The sequence below is a fragment of the Oryzisolibacter sp. LB2S genome (genome assembly GCF_040732315.1).
Taxonomy (GTDB): Bacteria; Pseudomonadota; Gammaproteobacteria; order Burkholderiales; family Burkholderiaceae_C; genus Alicycliphilus; species Alicycliphilus soli.
The window spans coordinates 1,214,893-1,232,199 of sequence record NZ_CP160388.1 but is presented as its reverse complement, the minus strand read 5'-3'; the positions used below and the strand labels follow the sequence as shown (position 1 = coordinate 1,232,199).

Genomic DNA, 17,307 nt, shown 5'->3' with positions numbered 1-17,307 from the left:
TTGGTTCTTCACGGATTCCCGGGGAACGCTGCCTTGATTTTGAGGAAGAAGTAGTCGGTATCCCGATACCCGTAAGCCATGCGCTTAATGACCTTGATACGGTTATTGATGCCTTCGAGCTGCCCGGTGTGCATGGGCCAGCGCACCCGGGCCAAAATACCTCGCCAGTACTTGCGCAGCCTGGCTGCAAATTGCTGCAAACACACAATGGCACTTTCCTTGCAGTGGCTCAGCCACTGATTCCAGCGCCTGCGCCACTCCCACGGATCGGGCGCATCCCATAAGCTCTTGAGCGTTTGCTTGAGCACGTACACCGTCATCAAGGCCTCATTGGCCTGCAGCACCTCCTGCAGACGCACTTGCTCACTGTCCTTGAGGTTGTCTGCGTTGCGTAGCAGCAGCCAATGGGCCTGCTTGACCACCTTCCTGCCCGGCTTGTCGTGGCGCAAGGCGTTGGCCGCATCGACTCTGACGCGGGAGATGACCTCACGACCATACTTGGCCACCACGTGAAAGAGGTCGTAGACGATGCGGGCCTTGGGGCACCAGTGGCGCACCTCCAAGTCAAATGCCGTATTCATATCCATGGCAACGGCCTCGATACGTCTGCAGCCCTGTGGGCCCAGGGCCTGGAAGAAGGGGCGTATGGCCTTGCGACTGCGATCCTTGGCGATATAGAGCACCCGGCGTGTATCCGCATCCAGAATCACCGTGGCATAGCGATGGCCCTTGTGCAGGGCAAACTCATCCATGACCAGCCTGGTGGGCTGGGGTGCGGGTAATTCTCTGACCACTTCTTGCAAGTGGCGCTTGTCGATCTGGCGCACCGTCGACCAGTGCAGCCCAAACATCTGGGCCACATGCTTGATGGGCATACGGCTGCAGCAACTGGCCACCGTCTGCGCCATCGCATCGGTGATGCGACTGAAGCGCCCCAGCCAGCGTACGTGCTGCAGGCAAGGCCCACAGTGTGGGCAGTTCACGCGCAGCAGCTGCACCTGCAGTGTCAGGATCCTGCCCACCAAAGGCAAATCGCGTACCTTGCGTTCGGTGTATTCATGCACCGAGTTCACGCGGGTCAGGCACGAACCACAGCGCAGTTGCGCCCTGTCGGGCAGCAGACGCAATTGGGCTGTATCGGCCTGTATGTAGGAATCGGCAACGTAAAAACCGGGCCAAAGGGTTGGCCAGCAGGTATCCTGATGCATGCAGCGGTGCTCCGAGGAGGATGGGTTGGTCGCACAACCATCATGCTTCGGATGTCACCGCTGTTTTTATTGCCAATGCGCTCGGCTCCACGCAAATCCGTGAAGAACCTTTTTTTTTGGGGGCCTCAGCGTCCCTCGCCCGTCTCGGGCACGTAGACCATGGAGCCGTCCTTCATGCGGTAGGCGACGCCGGCCTTCTCGCCGTCACCCTCGCCGATCTCGCCGCTGGCCTTGTACTTCTCGATCTTCTCGCCGCGCTTCTGTATGACCTCCATGCTGGGCTTGCCGGCGTCGGTGATGACCGTGACGTCCTGCTTGGAGAACGGACTCAGCAGCGGGTTCTTGGCCACGGTGATGAGCAGCGCCGCGATCACCACGAGGAACACGTCGATCAGGTTGACGACCGAGAGGATGGGGTCGTCGGCCTCGGTTTCGTCGAGGAACTTCATGCTTCGCTCCCCGCCTCGGCCATGTGGCCCGCGCCCGGCGTGCGCACGCCCTGGCGCTGCAGCCACACCAGCTCCTCGGCCAGCCAGCGCCGCTGCACCGACACCACCCAGAAGGTGATGGCCGCGGCAATCAGCGACAGGATCACGGCCGCAAAGGCCACGGCCAGGTTGTCCGACACCTGGGCCAGGTTGCCGTCGGACAGGCCCTTGAGCGCCGGCCCCATGGGAATCATGGTGGCGATCAGCCCCAGCATGGGCGCCACGCGCGTGGCGATGCGCGGCAGCTCGAGCAGTTGGTGCGCCTTCACGTCGAGCTCGTCGGCGCTCGCCTGGGGCTGGGCCTGCGCCCAGGTCAGCAGATGGTGGCCGCGCGTGGGCGCGCCGTCGCGGGCCTGGCGCCTCTGCCACCACTGCATGGCAAACATGCCGAGCAGAAAGAAGGCGTAGACGAACAGCAGGCTGATCACCACCAGCGTGGGGAACAGAAAGACCTGGCTGGCCTGGTACATCAGGGATTCAAGCAAATGGCTCACGAGTCACTCCGGAAGAAAAGAAAAAAACAAGGGGTTCAAGCAGCCGTCACAGACGACCGGGTCGCGTGGACCGGGACAACGGGATCCCCGCCTTCGCGGGGATGACAGGGACGCCGCGCCGAGGCGCCGGCATGGACCGGGGCTGCCGGCTCCCCGCCCTTGCGGGCATGGCGTTTGGGGGGCAGGGCCATCACCACTTGCCCTCCAGCGCCAGCAGCCAGGTGCGCTGGCCGGCCTCATGGGCGTCGAGCACCCAGCCCTGGCCGCCCTGGCTGGACGTGGCGCTGCGCGAGCTGCCCTCGGCGAGCAGGTTCTGCGCCGACAGGCGCAGGTTGAGCGCGGGCGTGAGGCGGCGCACCAGGTGGGCGTCGAGCAGGTTGCGCGAGCGCGTGCGGGCCTGCACCTCGCCGGGCACCTGGGTGCGCACGGCCGCGTGGTGCTGCCACTGAAAGCCCCAGGTGGACTGCCACGCGGGCAGGCTGCCCTCGTAGCCCAGGGTGAACTGGTAGCGCGGCAGCTCGCGCGGGTCGCGCGTGATGCCGAGCACCGCGTCATCGACGCGACCGCGCGGCAGCGTGAAGCTGGCGCGCAGGCTGCCCTGGCGGCCGATCAGCCCCTGCAGCCAGGGCGCCTCGCCCGTGAGCTTGGCCGACAGCTCCAGCCCCCAGTGGCGCGCCTCGCCCTCGTTGTAGGGGCGCTCCACCCAGCGCCCGCCCTCCCACAGCGTGCGCCGCTCGATGAAGTCCTGCGTGCGGCGCAGATAGGTGTTGATGCCGAGCACGCCACCCTGCACATGGCGCTCTATCCCGGCCTCGAGGTTGGCCACGCGCTCCGGCCGCAGCCAGGGATTGCCGCCGCGGTCGGGCTCGAGCGGCGTATTGGCCAGCGTGCCGCGCGAGGCCACGCTGCTCAGCTCGTCGAGCTTGGGAAAGCGGATGGCGCCCGAGAGCGAGGAGCGCGCCACCCAGCCGGGCGCGGCCTCCCAGCGCAGGGCCAGCGACGGATCGACGGCGCCATGGCTGCTGTCCCTCTGCTGCGCGTGGATGGCCATGCGCTCGCCGCGCAGGCCGCCGGTGAGCGTGAGCGCATCACTGAGCGCCCATTCGTCCTGCAGCCACAGCGTGCCCTGGCTGGCGCTGCCGGCAAAGCGCGAGTCGCCCGTGAAGGCGCCGGTCAAGGCCTGGCGGTCGTCGCGCGCGTGGCGTGCCGCGTCCAGCCCCACGGACCACAGGTGGTCGCCCGTGGCGCGGTCAAAGCGCAGCGAGGCGCTGCGCTCGCGGTCCTCGCGGTGCTCGCTCTCCTGCCAGGCGGCCGCACTGCCCTGGCGCAGGCGGTCGGCGTCGCGCCGGCCCTGCATGATGGCCGCGCGGCCGGTCCATTTGCCGCCCCAGGCGCGCCATTCGCCCTCGCTGCGCAGGCGCGCGATGCGGATGCGGTTGTCCTCGCTGTCCTGGCGCCAGCTGCCGTCCGAGCGCGCGGTACGCGTGCTGCGCTCGCCCTCGTTGTAGTACAGGCTCGGCCAGAGCGTGAGCTGGCCCGTGGCCCCGCGCCAGGCCAGGCGCGGCGAGAGGATGAATTCACGCAGGCCGTAGCGGCCCTGCTCCACATCCTGCTGGCGCACGCCGCCGGCCAGGCTGCGCGTGGTGGTCTGATCCACCGGCATGGCATGGCGGTTGAGCGTGAGCGGCAACAGCCAGGAAAAGCCCCCCTCTCCGCCGCTGCGGCTGGCGGTGAACTGGGCGTTGTTGCGGTCGCCACGCTGGCCCGCCGCCAGCTTGACGCTGGTGGCCGCGCGCGCCACCGGGCGGCGCATGATCAGGTTGACGGTGATGGGCGCGGCGCCGCCGAACTCGGCCGAGCCGCCGCGCAGTATCTCCACGCGCTCGAGCTCCCCCGTGGGCATGCGGCCGACCTCGGTGAGCGCAAAGCGCGCGTTGGCCGTGGGGCGCTCGCCGTTCACGAGGAACTGCACGGCGTCGCGCGACATGCCGCGGGCGCGCGCGCTCATGCCGCCGTCGGCGCCATGCTCGCCCGCGTCTATGCCGGGCAGCTTGCGGATCAGCTCGCCCACGGTCAGGCCGCCCAGGGCCTGGATTTCGCTGCGGTCGATGATGGTCTTCTGCGTGGCGGCGGCGCGCTGCTCGTCGAGTGCGCTGCCCTCGGCCTGCACGGTCACCTCGCCGAGCTGGCGTTCGGCCGCGGGCGGCTGCTGCGCCTTGGCGCCGGCGCAGGCCAGCGCCAGCAGCAGCCCTGCGGCGCCGGGGCGCGTCATGGAATGGGACAACATAAAACTATCAAAAAAATAGCTGTCAGCGCTTGCCCATCAAGCGCCAACGGCCGATTTGATGCCAAACCTGCCACGGCGCTGCCACCAGCCTCCGCCCAGCATGACGGCGCCCAGCACCAGGGCCACCGACAGCGTCTGCCAGACGGGCACGGCGCTGTCGCGGGGCTGCTCCTGCACCTGCTCCAGGCGCATGCCGGAGATGGGCGGCGGGGGCGGCTGCGGCGGGGCCTCGTCCTGCGGCGGGGGCTCGGCGGGCTGGGCCTGATCCTGGGGCGCTGCCTGCGCGGCGGCCGCCGGCGCAGCAGGAGCGCCGGGCGCAAGGCCATAGCCCGCGCCGCCCTGCGCCGCGCCCACAAAGCGCTCGAAGGCGGCGTTGTCGCTCCGCACATCAAAGCGCTTGGACAGATCGCGCCAACGCTCCTTCAACTCGCGCAACGTGGCCGGGTCGGCCTTCCAGTAGCCCTGGCGCGCGGCCTCGAGCATGCGCTCCATGGTCTGCGCCAGCGCATGCGGGTTCCTGGATTCGAACCAGTCCTTGAGGCCGAGGTTGTGCTTGTCGCGCACGTAGACGTCGACCATCTCCTGCCACTGGTCGTCGCGCACGATCTCGCGTGCGGTGGCCGTCCAGCCCCAGAAGTTGTTGGTGGCGTCCAGCACCTGCAGCGTGCCCGCGTAGCCCTCCTTCATCAGGCCCTGGATGTAGCCGGGGTGGAACTGGCGCGTGGCCAGCTCCTTGGCGAGGAACTGCGCCGCACCCTCGACCTTGCCACTGCCCGCGCCGCGCAGGTTGCTGATGTAGAGCTCGGGCGCCTTGCCGTCGAGGTGCCGCACGGCCAGCGCGATGCCGCCAAGGTACTGGAACGGGTCGTCGGTGGTGAGCATGCCGTAGAGGTTGGAGCTGCGCGAGAGCACCGCGCCCTCGGTGCCGCTCAGGTGTTCGGCGTAGAGGTTGACGGCCTTGCCGCCCTTGCCTGCCGCCCCCGCGACGCCGGCGCTGCCCCATTGCGCCTCGTCCGGCCCATAGGCGAACTGCATCTTGGAGAGGTAGAGCTGGGCGAGCTTTTTGTCGCCCTCGGCCTTGCCCTTCCAGGTGTCGGTGGCCAGGGCCGCGTCGTCCAGCCCGGTGCCGTAGCGCCCGCTCTCCGAGGCAAAGATGCGCGTGGCACCGGCGAGCTCCGCCGCCTTGGCATCGGCGCCCTGGGCGATGAGTCTTTGCGCGATGCGCTCGCTGTTGGCGGCCACGGGGTTGTCGGCCTCGTCCCGGGCGCGGGACGCCAGCAGCACGGCCTGGGCGAGCTGCTTCATGACGTTGGGGAAATGGTCGCGGTACAGGCCCGTGGCCGACAGCACCACGTCCACGCGCGCGCGGCCCAGCTGCTGGCGGTCGACGAGCTTCACGCCGGTGACGCGCCCGCCGTTGTCCCACACGGGCTCGACGCCGAGCAGCCACAGGGCCTGGGCCTCGAGCATGCCAAAGTGGCGCATGGTCTCCACCGACCAGAGGCTGAAGGTGAGCTTCTTCGGCTGCCTGCCGTGCAGCTTGCGGTGCTCGGCCAGCATGTTCTCTGCCGCCTGCTTGCCGGCCTCCCAGGCCTGCTTGGTGGGGATGCGCGAGGGGTCGAAGCCGTAGAGGTTGCGGCCCGTGGGATAGGCGTCGGGGTTCTTGATCGGGTCGCCGCCGTAGGAGGTAGCCAGGTAGCGCCCGTCCAGCACCGTGAGCAGGCCCTTGAGCTCGTTCTGCGCGCCGATGTCGGCATAGACCTGCGCCGCCTTCTGCAATGCTTTCTGTAGCTGCTCGGGCAGGTCGGTCGTGGCCTGGCCATCGACCACATGCTTTTTCAGCAGTTGGTAAGGCACGGTCTGCGCCAGCCTGTCCCAGGGGCCGATCAGGGCCTCGTCCAGGTCGGCGGCGCTCACGCCCGCGTGGCGCGCCGCGGCCTCCCAGAAGTCGCTGCCCAGCATGAGCAGCACGGTGCCCAGGCGGTGCAGCTCCTCGGGCGCGCGGCCCAGGGTGTGCAGGCCCTGGGGCTGGGCGGTCTGGGCGAGCTCGTGCAGGTGGTTGTGCAGCTCCTGCACGAAGTCGGCGAACTGCGCCTTGGCGCGCGCCTCGGTCCAGCCCATGTCGGCGATCACGCGCTCCTTCTTCGCGGCGGCCAGCAGGTCGGCTGCCATGCGCACGCGCACCGCGCCCTCGTCCTGGGCCTGCCACTGGTGCAGCAGGTCGTGCATCTGGGTCAGGGCCTCGTGCAGGCCGCCGGGGGCGAACGGCGGGGTCTGGTGGCTGATGATGGTGGCGCGCCCGCGGCGCTTGGCCTGGGTGGCCTCGCCGATGTTGTCGGCGATGTAGGGGTAGGCCACGGCGATGTCGCCCAGCGCCAAGAGCGGCGCGTCGTACACCGACAGGCCGCGTTCCTTGCCCGGCAGCCATTCCTGCGTGCCGTGCGTGCCGTAGTGCACCAGCGCGTCGTTGTGCCGGCGCGTCCACAGATAGGTGGCCAGGTAATGGTGCGGCGGCAGGTCGGTGGTGGAGTGGTAGATCTCCTTTTCCTTGGCGCGCGCGTCCTGGCTGCCCGGCGCCATGCCGCTGCGGCCGGGCTGGGGCAGCAGCGTGATGTGGCCGAGCTGCAGGCGCGGAATCACGAAATGGTCCGCGCCGTTCTGGCGCAGCACCCAGGGGGATTTCTCGGGCGCGCCCCAGGCGCTGGCCAGCGCCTGCTGCGTGGGCCGCGGCAGGCTGGCGAGCCAGGCGCGGTAGTCCTTGACGGGCAGCAGCACGGCCAGGCCGTCGCGGAGAAGCGGCTCAAGCTCGCCGCCGCGGTAGGCCGGGGCCAGCAGGCGCTGCAGCAGGGTGATGAGGTGCGTCTCGTCGGGCGGCACCTCGGTGCGGTAACCCGAGGCCGCCATCGCGGCCAGCGTGGTCTGCAGGCTGCGCGGCACGTTGAGGAACGAGGCCGAGAGGTTCTTCTCGCCCGCGGGGTAGTTCCAGAACATCACGGCCACGCGCTTGTCGGCGTTGGGCTTGCGCTGCAGCTTGACGAGGTTCAGCGCCTTGGCGGCCACGGCCGCGGCCTGGGCCGTGATGGGCATGATCTGCTCGTCACCCTTGCGCGTGGCAGACGCCACCTGGATGTCGGTGATGCCCGCGTACTCGGCCTGGGCCAGGTAGAAGGGCACGTCCATGGTGGCGATGCCCTGCTGGCTCGCGGCCCACTCGGCCTCGTCGCCACGGCGGTAGGTCATGGCCTGGATGACGGGGATGCCCATACGCTCGAATTCGGCGCGGCGCTCGTCGGCAAGAAGCGTGATCTGGGTGTTGATGAGCACGTCGGCCAGCACGGGCGTGCCGGGTCCGCCGGGTTGCAGCACCTTGGGGAAACCGCCCTCGCCCATCATGGGCGTGTAGAACGGCAGGGCCACGGCGCCGCCTGCCTCCACGCGCGCGACCATGTCGTCGATGTAGGCCGTCTGCATCGAGCCTATGTACTGCTGGTGCAGCGCAATCGCGATGACGGGCTTGTGCCCCGCGGCCGCCCGGTCTACACCCTGGCCGCGCAGATAGGCGTGCACGTCGCCCGTCACCAGGCCGGGCCAGCGCGGGTGGTAGATGCCGGTCTTGGGGAAGACCACGGGGTCGGGCGCCGCGGCCAGCGCGTTGCCGCCCTTGAGCTGCGCCGCCAGCGTGGCGAAGAAGCCCTCGTAGTTCTGGCGCCCGCCGCTCGCGTAATAGGTGATGAGGCGGCGCGCCACGGCCTCGGGTAGGCCCCCACCCCAGGCCGGGCGTGCGTCGTACAGCCAGGCATTGGGCGCGGCCAGGCCGGGCAGCGCGCGCACCAGGCGGTCGCGCACCTCGTCCTGCTGGTAGCTGTCGAAGAACACCGCGTCACGCCCGCGCCACAGGCCGGCATCGACGTCGGCCGGCAGGCTGTTCAGGTAACGCACCTCGACCTCGATGCCATGGGGGCGCGCGATCTCGGCAAGCTGGTGGAACTTGCCCTGCGGCACGTTGCCCGTGGCGATGAACAACACCGACGCGGCACGCGCCACGCCGACCAGCAGGAGCAGCGCGGCGCACAGCAGCCAGCGCATGTGTTTCATAGTCAAATTGGCCTCCTGCGCCCTATGGACGGGCGCTAGCAGCTACTATTTTTATAGTCAAAAGTCCAGGCGCGCCGACGCGAACACGCGCCGCCCCTGCTCGGCAAAGCCGAAGTTGGGCGACTTCTCGGCCAGGCGCAGATTGCCCATGTTCTCCAGGCCCGCGCGCAAGGTCAGGCTTTGCGTGGCATTGATCTTCCAGCTGTGGCCCAGGCTGGCATTCCACAGCGTGTAGGCCGGCAGCCTTGTGCCGTAGCTGTCCTGCTTGCCCGTGTACTCCAGACCCAGGCGCGCATCCCAGCCGGCCGCGCGCCAGGCCAGGTGCGAGGCCACGGTGGTCGTGGGGCGGTCGTTCAGGCGCTTGCCGGTCGTCTTGTCACGCGTGTGCAGCACGGTGGCGTCGGTGCTCCAGGACAGCTGCGGCGTGATGGCCCAGGTGAAGCCCGCCTCCAGGCCCTGGATGCGCGCGGCGTCCACGTTGTCGTACTGGTAGATGCGGCGTATGCCGATCTGCTGCAGCAGGCGGTAGGTGATGAGCTGCTTGACCTCGGTATGGAAGGCCGTGGCGCGCAGCGACCAGGTGGGGCTGGCCTGCCAGTCGGCGCCGATCTCGAAGGAGTTGGACGTCTCGGGCTGGATGTTGCCGTTGCCCAGGAAGCTGTGCGGCCCCTCGGCGCCCACGTAGTTGGGCGAGATCTGCTTGAGCGTGGGCGCCTTGAAGGCGTGGCCATAGCCGCCCTTGACGACCAGGCTGGGGCTGGCCTCCCAGACCAGGTAGGCGCGCGGGCTGAGCTCGGAGCCGAAGATGCCGTGGTGGTCGGCGCGCAGGCCCAGCGTGGCCATGAGGTTGCGCGTGAGCGCGAACTCGTCCTGCACGAACAGCGCCTTGTGCGTCACGTCGTCGCGTCCGCCCGTGAGGCCGGCGTTGACCAGCTCCTCCTTGCGCCATTCGCCGCCAAAGGCGATCTGGTGGCTGCCGCGGCGCATGGTCACATGGCCGTCGACCACGTCGTCCTGCATGTCCTGCGGACGCGTGGCCGACACGCCGTTGGTGCGCGTGTTCCTGATGCTCATCTCGCTGCGGTAGGCGCGCAGCTGCGCCTTGGTATCGCCAAAGTCGCCCACCCAGCCCAGGTGGGTCTGGCGCCGATCCAGGTCGTAGCGGTTGCGGTAGACCTTGCCGGCCGTGCTCACGTCGTCATAGCGGCGAATTTCCTTGCCGTCGCTGATGCCGGCCTGCAGGCGCTGCTGGGCCGTCAGGTCGTACTCGGCGTTCAGCCCCAGGTTGCGCGGCTTGCGGCCCTCGATCTCGCTGTAGCGCGGATCGTCCACGTCGGGCGTGGCATTGCGGTGGGCGTATTCGGCGTTCACCGACAGGCGCGCGCGCTCGCCCAGCGGCCCGCCCGCGTAGATCGAGGTGCCGCCCTCGCTCGCCGCGTCGCTCGACAGCCCCGTCGCGCCCGAGACGCCGATGGAGCCGCTCCAGCGGTCCTTGGGCCGCTTGGTGATGAGGTTGATCACGCCGCCCAGGGCCTCGGAGCCGTACAGCGCCGACATCGGGCCGCGGATGATCTCCACGCGCTCGATCGCCGAGATCGGCAGCCAGCCGTACTGGTAGTCGGAATGGCCGATCACGTCGTCGCTCGCGCTGATGCGCCGCCCGTCGATCAGCGTCAGCGTGTGCTTGCCCTCCAGGCCACGCAGCGCCAGCGTCTTGCGCCCGCCCACCTGGCGCCCCTGCAGCGTGATGCCGGGCGCGCCGCGCACGGCGTCCAGTAGGTCAGTGGCGTTCTTCTCGGCCAGCTCCTCGGCCGTGATCACGGTGACGCTGGCCGGCGCGGTGCGCGCGTCCTGCTCGGTCATGGTGGCCGTCACGGTGACGGCCGGCAGACCCTGGCTCGGGCCCATGGCCACGGTTTGCGCGGGCTCGGCCTGCTGGGCATGGGCGGCGCCGGCCAGGCACAGCGCGGCCGCGGCGGCGGCGAGGGGATGCGGGCGGCAGAGCCCGCGCACGGTACGGGTAGGTGCAGAAAGCATGAACGTCCTGGCGAAATACCGCGGTGGCTGGACGCTTGCATGCCTATGCGCGCGTGGGGCTGGGCGGATGGGTTGGTATGGGTGGAGTGCGTATTCCGGCAGCCGTCGATCGGGTGTACCTGCGCACAGGCGCGGCCGACATGCTCGGAGCGGCACAACTCAAATACAAATCATTGTCATTCGTATCAATGCAACTTTACCATGGGCAGCTGAACGAGACACACAGATTCGTTAATCCAGATCAACTCCCCGCTACGCGGCCGGCCCTTCGCAGCCGTCGCGCCCGTCGGTGCGCGGGCGCCACAGGCCCGGACCCACGCGCCACAGCAGCACGGCATAGGCCAGGCACCAGAGCGCGGCCGATGCCGCGAGCGCCCCCCCGCCCCACCCCAGCAGAGCCGCCAGCACACGCAGGCCCGTGGCCGCCAGGATCAGCGCGCCGCCCAGCGGTATCCACGGCCCGGCATCGGGCCACAGACCCGCGTGGGCGCGCCCGGCGATGGCGATGACCACGAACACGCCCATGCCCACCGCGCCCGCGCCCAGCAGGTGCCAGCCCGCACCCGTGCCCGCAAGCGCGCCCAGATGGGCCAGCCCCAGCGCCGCATAGCCCAGGGCCATGCAGGCGTACATGGCGTACAGCAGCAGCGGAAAGCGCCGGCGCCACAGCGCCGCTCCCACATGCCAGTCGCTCATCAGATGGAACATGGCGGCGGCCGCGGCGAGCGCAAGCCAGCCCACGAGCGCATCGCCCGGCCGCACGAACTGCGCGAGCGTCGCCAGCGTGATGCACAGCGCCGCGAGGTGGCGCTTCGGGGGCCGCGCCAGATAGGGCGGCGCGCCCGGCGTGACTTGCTCTATGGCGCGGTTGACCATGCGCATGGAGATGCGGCTTGCCGCCACCACGATGAGCAGCATGAGCACGCCCAGCGTCGCATGCAGCCAGCGCAGGCCGGCCGCGCCGCGCAGCGCATCCACATAAAAGCCCAGCGCCATGGCCGCCAATGCCAGCAGCGCCCAGCCAAACGACCAATGCGCGCGCCCCGCGGCCGTGCGCAGTGCGGGTGCCAGCACCGCGAGCACGGCCAGCGGCAGCGCCACCTGGGCCGCAGCCGCCAGCCACAGCGCCACCGCGCCGCCCCAGCCCGAGGCCCAGAAGCCCGCGCGCGCGATGAGCCAGAGCAGCACCAGCGCGCGCAGCTGCACGCGCGAGACACCCGCCACGCCCGTGAACTCGGGCAACGCCGTGAGCGCAAACCCGGCCACGCCGGCCATGGCAAAGCCGAACACCAGCTCATGCACATGCCAGACGATGGGCCCGCCCTCGACCTGCGGCGGCGCCACGCCCGCACCCAGCACCAGTCCCCACAGGCCCAGCAGCCCCAGGGCCGAGACCATGGCCAGCAGAAAGAACGGACGCATGCCGCACATCCATATCGGATGGGCGCTGCGCAAGGGGTTTCGGGAGGAATTCATGTCAAAAAAAGGAGCTGCCTGCGCTTATGCAACAAGCGCTGGTGGGCAATTTCATTCAATAGTGGTGGCTGGTATCAACGAGCCTCTGAAAACCCGCCGTCGTCCCCGCGCAAGCGGGGATCCACGGTGATGACGCATCCGTCGTATCGGTGGCGGCGCCTGGATCCCCGCTTGCGCGGGGATGACGAGCCAGGAGGCGCTGTGACGCGTCTGGCGGCGCCTGGATCCCGCATGCACGGGGATGACGGGCGCATGGCCATGTCGCACGGCGGCCAGCTGCGCCAATGGAAGCCGTCGCCCGCGCTCAGGGGATGGGTGTTCAGCATCCATCTCCCGCACGCGGTGCCGGGCAATGCGCGGCCTGCAGCCACAGCCCCGCGCCGTCGGCGTCAGGGGTTGTGGCGGCGGCATCGCGCGCCTCCTGCGCCGGCAGATCGAACGCGGCGCGCACGGCCGGGTGCTGCAGCAGCTCGGCCGCAGAGCGGTGCACCAGCGCCTCGCTGCGCGTGCGCGCCGCACCCGGCGGGCGGTAGCGCGCCACGATGCGCCCGGGCGCGGCGGCGAGCACCAGCACCTCGCCGGCCAGGCGCACTGCCTCCATGAGGTCGTGGGTGATGAGCAGCACCGCCATGCCCGACTGCGCCTGGCGCGCCAGCAGCAGCTGGTGCAGCTGGCCGCGCAGGCCCACGTCGAGGGCCGAGAACGGCTCATCCATGAAGAGCAGCGCGGGCTCGAGCACCAGCGCGCGCGCCAGCGCGGCGCGGCTTTGCATGCCGCCCGAGAGCTCGGCGGGGTATTGCGCGAGCGAGGCCTCGGGCAGGCCCAGGGCCAGCGCCACCGCGCGTGCGCGCTCGTGGCGCTCGGCGCGCGCCATGCCGCGGGCCTTCAGGCCCAGGGCGATGTTGTCCAGCGTGAGCATCCAGGGCAGCAGGCGCGGCTGCTGGAACATCACGGCCGCGGGGCCGGCGGCCCGCTCGATGCGCCCCTGCTGCGGCGCGAGCAGGTCCGCGCACAGGTGCAGCAGCGTGGTCTTGCCGCAGCCCGAGGGGCCGACGAGCGCCACGATCTGGCCCGCGGGCAGGTCCAGGTTGATGCCCTGCAGGACGGTGGTGGGCCCGTAGGCATGGTCGAGGTCGCGCACGCGCAGCGACAGGGGTGAGGTGGGCTGGGTCGTCATTTGCTTGCCTTGCCTGTGGTCACGCCTGGGGCTGTGCTGTGCCGGCGCTGCGCCAGCGTTCGAGCTCGCGCTTGATGGGTTCGAGCACGCCGTATTCGAGCAGCAGCAGAATGCCCACCACGGCGCAGATCCAGGCCAGCGACGCGCCCATGTCCAGGTGCGAGCGCGTGACGGCCAGGGCCGCGCCCACGCCGTCGCTCGTGGCCAGCAGCTCGGCCATCACGGCCACCTTCCAGGACGAGCCCAGGGCCGTGATCCAGGCCGGAAACAGATAGGCCGCGACATGCGGCAGGTACAGGTCAAAGAGGCGCATGCGCCAGGGCAGGCGGTAGGCCCGCGCCATGTCCTTGAGGTGGTGGTCCAGCGTGCGCGTGCCCTGCAGCGCGCCGATGAAGACCACGGGCAGGCAGGCCACGAACACCGTGAACACGGGCGTGCCGTCGCCCGCGCCGAACCACAGCATGGCCAGCACCAGCCAGGCAATTGGCGGCATGCCCAGCAGCAGCGTGACCCAGGGCCGCGCCATCATCGAGGCCGTGACTGACAGGCCCGCGAGCAGCCCCAGGCCGCTGCCCACGCACACGGCCAGCAGCAGCCCGCTGAGGGCGCGGCGCGCGGTGATGGCGAGCTCGGGCCAGGCCGCGCCCGATTGCAGCAGCGCCGCGAGCGAGGCAAAGGTGGTGCGCGGGTCGGGCAGGATGAGCGCGCCGTACCAGGCTGCGCCCAGCTCCCACAGCGCCACGAACAGCAGCAGGCTGGCGCAGGCGCCCCAGCCGCTCCACAGATACGCGGGCATGCCGCGCAGCAGACGCCACAGCAGGCCCACCGTCAGCCCCCGATGAAGCCCGCGTCGGGCAGCCTGCCGCCGAGCAGGGCCGGGTCCTGGGCCAGCAGCTGCTCGAAGAAGAACTCGATGTCGGCGCGCGCGGCGCCCGCGTCCACGGCCTCGAGCTGGCTGTGCGGCATGGCGTCGGCCACGGCCTCGGGCGTGAGCAGCTCGACATGCTGCGCGACCAGCTTGCCGCATTCGAGCGGGTTGGCGCGGCACCAGGCCACGGCGTCGGCATAGGCCTGCTGCACGGCGGCCAGCACCTGGGGCTGCTCGCGCACGGCGCCCACTGCGGCGATGCCGGCCTGCGGAATACGCGGCGGGCGCTCGAACAGCCGTCCCCATTCCTGCTGCAGGTCGGCGCCGCGGTAGAGCTCGGGCGCGACCACGCTGACCGGGAAGGAATGGGTCTTGCGCAGCGCCATCGACACGCCGGGCTCGACCAGCAGCGCATGGCGCACGCGGCGCGTGATGAGCAGCTGCATGGCCTCCATGGGCGAGGGCACGTAGCGCAGCCGCATGTCGCGCCGGGCGTTGATGCCCTGCCTGGCGCACAGGAGCTGCAGCATCAGGTCGGGCATGTCGCCGCGGTAGGGCACGGCGATCTCCTCGCCCTTGAAGTCGGCCAGGCGCTTGCGTTCGCCGTCGCGCGTGACGATCCACAGCGCGCCCCAGGTGGAGATGTTGAGCAGGCGCACGCCCGCGCCGCGGTTGTAGAGGTTGGCCGCCACATTGCTCGGCATGGCCAGGATGTCGGCCTTCCTGCCAATGGCCATGGCGCGCAGCTGGTCCGGGTCGCGCCAGGGCGTGAACTCGGTTTGCTGCGCGACACCGGCCAGGGCATTGCCCTGCGCCATGCGGATCAGCGGCGCCGAGACGATGGCCGGCGGCCCGGCCAGCACCAACCTGGGCAGGGGCGCGGCAATGGCCGCGGGCAGCAGCGCCGGCGCGGCCAGCGCGGCGCCGGCCTGCAGCCATTGGCGGCGGTTGAGGAGATCGGTCATGGCCTGCCCCCCTTCGTCAGAACAAATAGCTCACACCCACGGCAACGCTGCGGCCCAGGCCCGGCAGGTAGCCGGGCTGGGCGGCCGTGGCCTTGTCGCGGATGGCAAAGCTGCTCGCGTAGCGCCGGTCGGTCAGGTTCTCGGCCATGAGCCAGGTGCGCCAGGGGCCCTGCGTCCATTCGAGCTTGAAGCCCAGCAGGGCGTAGCTGTCCTGCGTGGCGCCTGCGGTGTTGGCATGGTCTATGGGCGTGTCCTGCGGCATCCAGCGCAGGTTGGGGCCCAGGCGCAGGCTGCCGTTGGCAACGGCCGTGCGCCACATCAGCTCGGCGTTGATGAGCTGGCGCGGCACGCCGGCGATGCGGTTGCCGGCGTAGGCGCCGTCCTTGAAGCGGAAGTCGCTGTAGGTCCAGGAGCCGCGCCAGTCGAGCGCGCCCGCCGCGCCCAGCGCCCAGGAGCCGGACAGGCCCGCCTCCACGCCCTGGTGGCGCGTGCCACCCGCGTAGTTGGTCGTTCCCAGCGCCTGGCCATAGGCGTTGGAGACGCTCAGGATCTCGTCGGCCACCTGGCTGCGGTAGTACACGAGCTGCCATTGCGGCGCATGCGCGCCCTCGCCCCAGCGTCCCTGGCCGCCGATCTCCCAGGTCGTGGCGCGCTGCAACTCCAGCCTGGTGAGGCTGCTCTTGGCCGTGGCCGGGTTGGCGGGGTTGGGCACGGTGCCGGCGACGATCTCCCAGAAGGTTGGCGCCTCCTGGCTGCGGCTCAGGTTGGCCCAGACGCGCGTGGCGGGCGTGGCCTGCCAGTTCACGCCGATCTTCGGCGTGGCAAAGGTCCATTGCTGATCGAGCCGCTGGCCAGTCTGGCGGCTTGCGGCGTCGCGGCTCTGCCGGCTCCAGCCGATCTGGCCGACCACCGTCCAGTCCCGCGCCACGCGCCAGTCGGCGCCCAGCTGGCCCTGCAGGTTCTCGGCCTGCAGGTCGTAGTCGCCAAAGAGCTGCAGCTCGCTGCCGTTGGCCGGGCTCACGGCGCGCAGGCTCCGGTCCATGTCGCTGCGCGACCAGGCCAGGGCCATGTGCCAGGCCAGCTGCGCGCTGGCCTGACCGTCCGCGCGCCACTGCGCGCCCAGGGTGCGGCTGTCGGTGCGCGTGCCCATGGTCGGGTCCTTGAACCAGTCGTCCGTGTCCTGCCAGTACAGGCCCAGCTCCTGGCGCAGCGCGTCACTGCCCCAGCGCGTGCGGTTGGCCAGGCGCAGCTGCCGCGCCTCGCGGCGCGGGTCGCGCCGGTAGATGTTGAGCAGCTGGTCCTGCGGCGTGCTGCCGTCGCCCATCACGCCGCGCGGGTTGCTGCCCACGCGGTCCTTGGGCACGACATTGGGGATCTCGAACTCCAGATCGGTCCACGACAGGTAGGTGCGGTTTTCCACACCACCACGCTGGAAGCCCAGATTGGCATGCAGGGCGTCACGCCGCGAGGCGCTGTGGTGGCGGTAGCCGTCGAAGCGGTCGCCGCTCACGCCGATGCGCCCATCCCACTGCTCGCCCGCCACGCCCACGGCGCCCTGCAGCGCCTTGCGGCCAAAGCTGCCGTATTCGGCGCGCACCTGGCCCTTCTGGTCGGCGCCCGTGAGCGACTGGAAATCGAGCTCGCCCCCCAGCGTGGTGGCGCTGGGCGTGAGCGTGTTGGCACCGCGGCGCACGCTGACCAGGGCGGCGTTGCGCGGCTCGAGCAGGCCGATGATGAAGGAACCGTCGGCCTCGTTGAGCGGCAGACCGTCCTGCAGCAGCACCACGCCGCGGTTCACGGGGTTGCTCTGAATGCCCGAGCCGCGAATCGACAGGCGCGGCTGGTCGGTGGCGCCGAAGAAGTCCTGCAGCACCACGCCGGGCTGGTAGTCGAGCACGTCGCGCAGCGTGGCCAGGCGCGCCTCCTGCTGCGGCAGCGCGAGATTCGTGCCCCCGGGCACGCGCGCGAGGCGCTCGCGCTCGGCCACGGCGGAGGGGCGCAGCGGGGCCGTGCCCTCGCCCGCGGCATCGGCACGCACGGTGACGGAGGGAAGCAAGGCCGCAGGCTCGTCGGCATGTACGGACGAGGCCAGCAGCGCGAGCGCACAGGCGATGGGGTGCATCAACGCCCGTGGCCGGGACGGACGCAAGACTGGGGATGGGACGGAAGACATGCGGTGGTTCTTGTTGAAGCAAATGCGATTGATTAGCGT

The 17,307-nt window shown here is 70.3% G+C and carries 11 protein-coding genes; all 11 read right to left on the bottom strand.

Features of this window, described 5'->3' with window-relative positions; translation table 11 throughout:
* Positions 1-8: 8 nt before the first annotated feature.
* Positions 9-1,208 carry an ISL3 family transposase gene (locus tag ABUE11_RS05810; RefSeq protein WP_367067856.1) on the bottom strand — a complete coding sequence of 400 codons (1,200 nt, stop codon included), beginning with the start codon at positions 1,206-1,208 and terminating at the stop codon, positions 9-11.
* Positions 1,209-1,333: 125 nt separating this feature from the next.
* Entirely contained in the window at positions 1,334-1,657 is a 324-nt protein-coding gene (locus ABUE11_RS05805; protein ID WP_367068109.1) for a DUF2149 domain-containing protein, read from the bottom strand.
* Positions 1,654-2,190, bottom strand: a complete 537-nt coding sequence (locus tag ABUE11_RS05800; RefSeq protein WP_367068108.1) for a MotA/TolQ/ExbB proton channel family protein — start codon at positions 2,188-2,190, stop codon at positions 1,654-1,656. Before ABUE11_RS05800 ends, ABUE11_RS05805 begins: the two co-directional genes overlap by 4 nt.
* A gap of 190 nt (positions 2,191-2,380) precedes the next feature.
* Entirely contained in the window at positions 2,381-4,462 is a 2,082-nt protein-coding gene (locus ABUE11_RS05795) for a TonB-dependent receptor (RefSeq protein WP_367068107.1), read from the bottom strand.
* A gap of 51 nt (positions 4,463-4,513) precedes the next feature.
* On the bottom strand, positions 4,514-8,572 hold the full coding sequence (cobN, locus tag ABUE11_RS05790; protein WP_367068105.1) for a cobaltochelatase subunit CobN: 4,059 nt from the start codon (positions 8,570-8,572) through the stop codon (positions 4,514-4,516).
* A 57-nt stretch (positions 8,573-8,629) separates the two neighbouring features.
* On the bottom strand, positions 8,630-10,609 hold the full coding sequence (locus ABUE11_RS05785; RefSeq protein ID WP_367068104.1) for a TonB-dependent receptor: 1,980 nt from the start codon (positions 10,607-10,609) through the stop codon (positions 8,630-8,632).
* A gap of 252 nt (positions 10,610-10,861) precedes the next feature.
* Complete coding sequence (locus ABUE11_RS05780; RefSeq protein ID WP_367068103.1) at positions 10,862-12,031, bottom strand: NnrS family protein; 1,170 nt, start codon at positions 12,029-12,031, stop codon at positions 10,862-10,864.
* 373 nt (positions 12,032-12,404) lie between these two features.
* Positions 12,405-13,262: an ATP-binding cassette domain-containing protein gene (locus tag ABUE11_RS05775; RefSeq protein WP_367068102.1), complete on the bottom strand. Its 858-nt coding sequence runs from the start codon at positions 13,260-13,262 to the stop codon at positions 12,405-12,407.
* A gap of 19 nt (positions 13,263-13,281) precedes the next feature.
* Positions 13,282-14,058: an ABC transporter permease subunit gene (locus ABUE11_RS05770; RefSeq protein ID WP_367068757.1), complete on the bottom strand. Its 777-nt coding sequence runs from the start codon at positions 14,056-14,058 to the stop codon at positions 13,282-13,284.
* A 32-nt stretch (positions 14,059-14,090) separates the two neighbouring features.
* Positions 14,091-15,095 carry an ABC transporter substrate-binding protein gene (locus ABUE11_RS05765; protein WP_367068101.1) on the bottom strand — a complete coding sequence of 335 codons (1,005 nt, stop codon included), beginning with the start codon at positions 15,093-15,095 and terminating at the stop codon, positions 14,091-14,093.
* Positions 15,096-15,111: 16 nt separating this feature from the next.
* Positions 15,112-17,217, bottom strand: a complete 2,106-nt coding sequence (locus tag ABUE11_RS05760) for a TonB-dependent receptor (RefSeq protein WP_367068100.1) — start codon at positions 17,215-17,217, stop codon at positions 15,112-15,114.
* Positions 17,218-17,307: the final 90 nt, after the last annotated feature.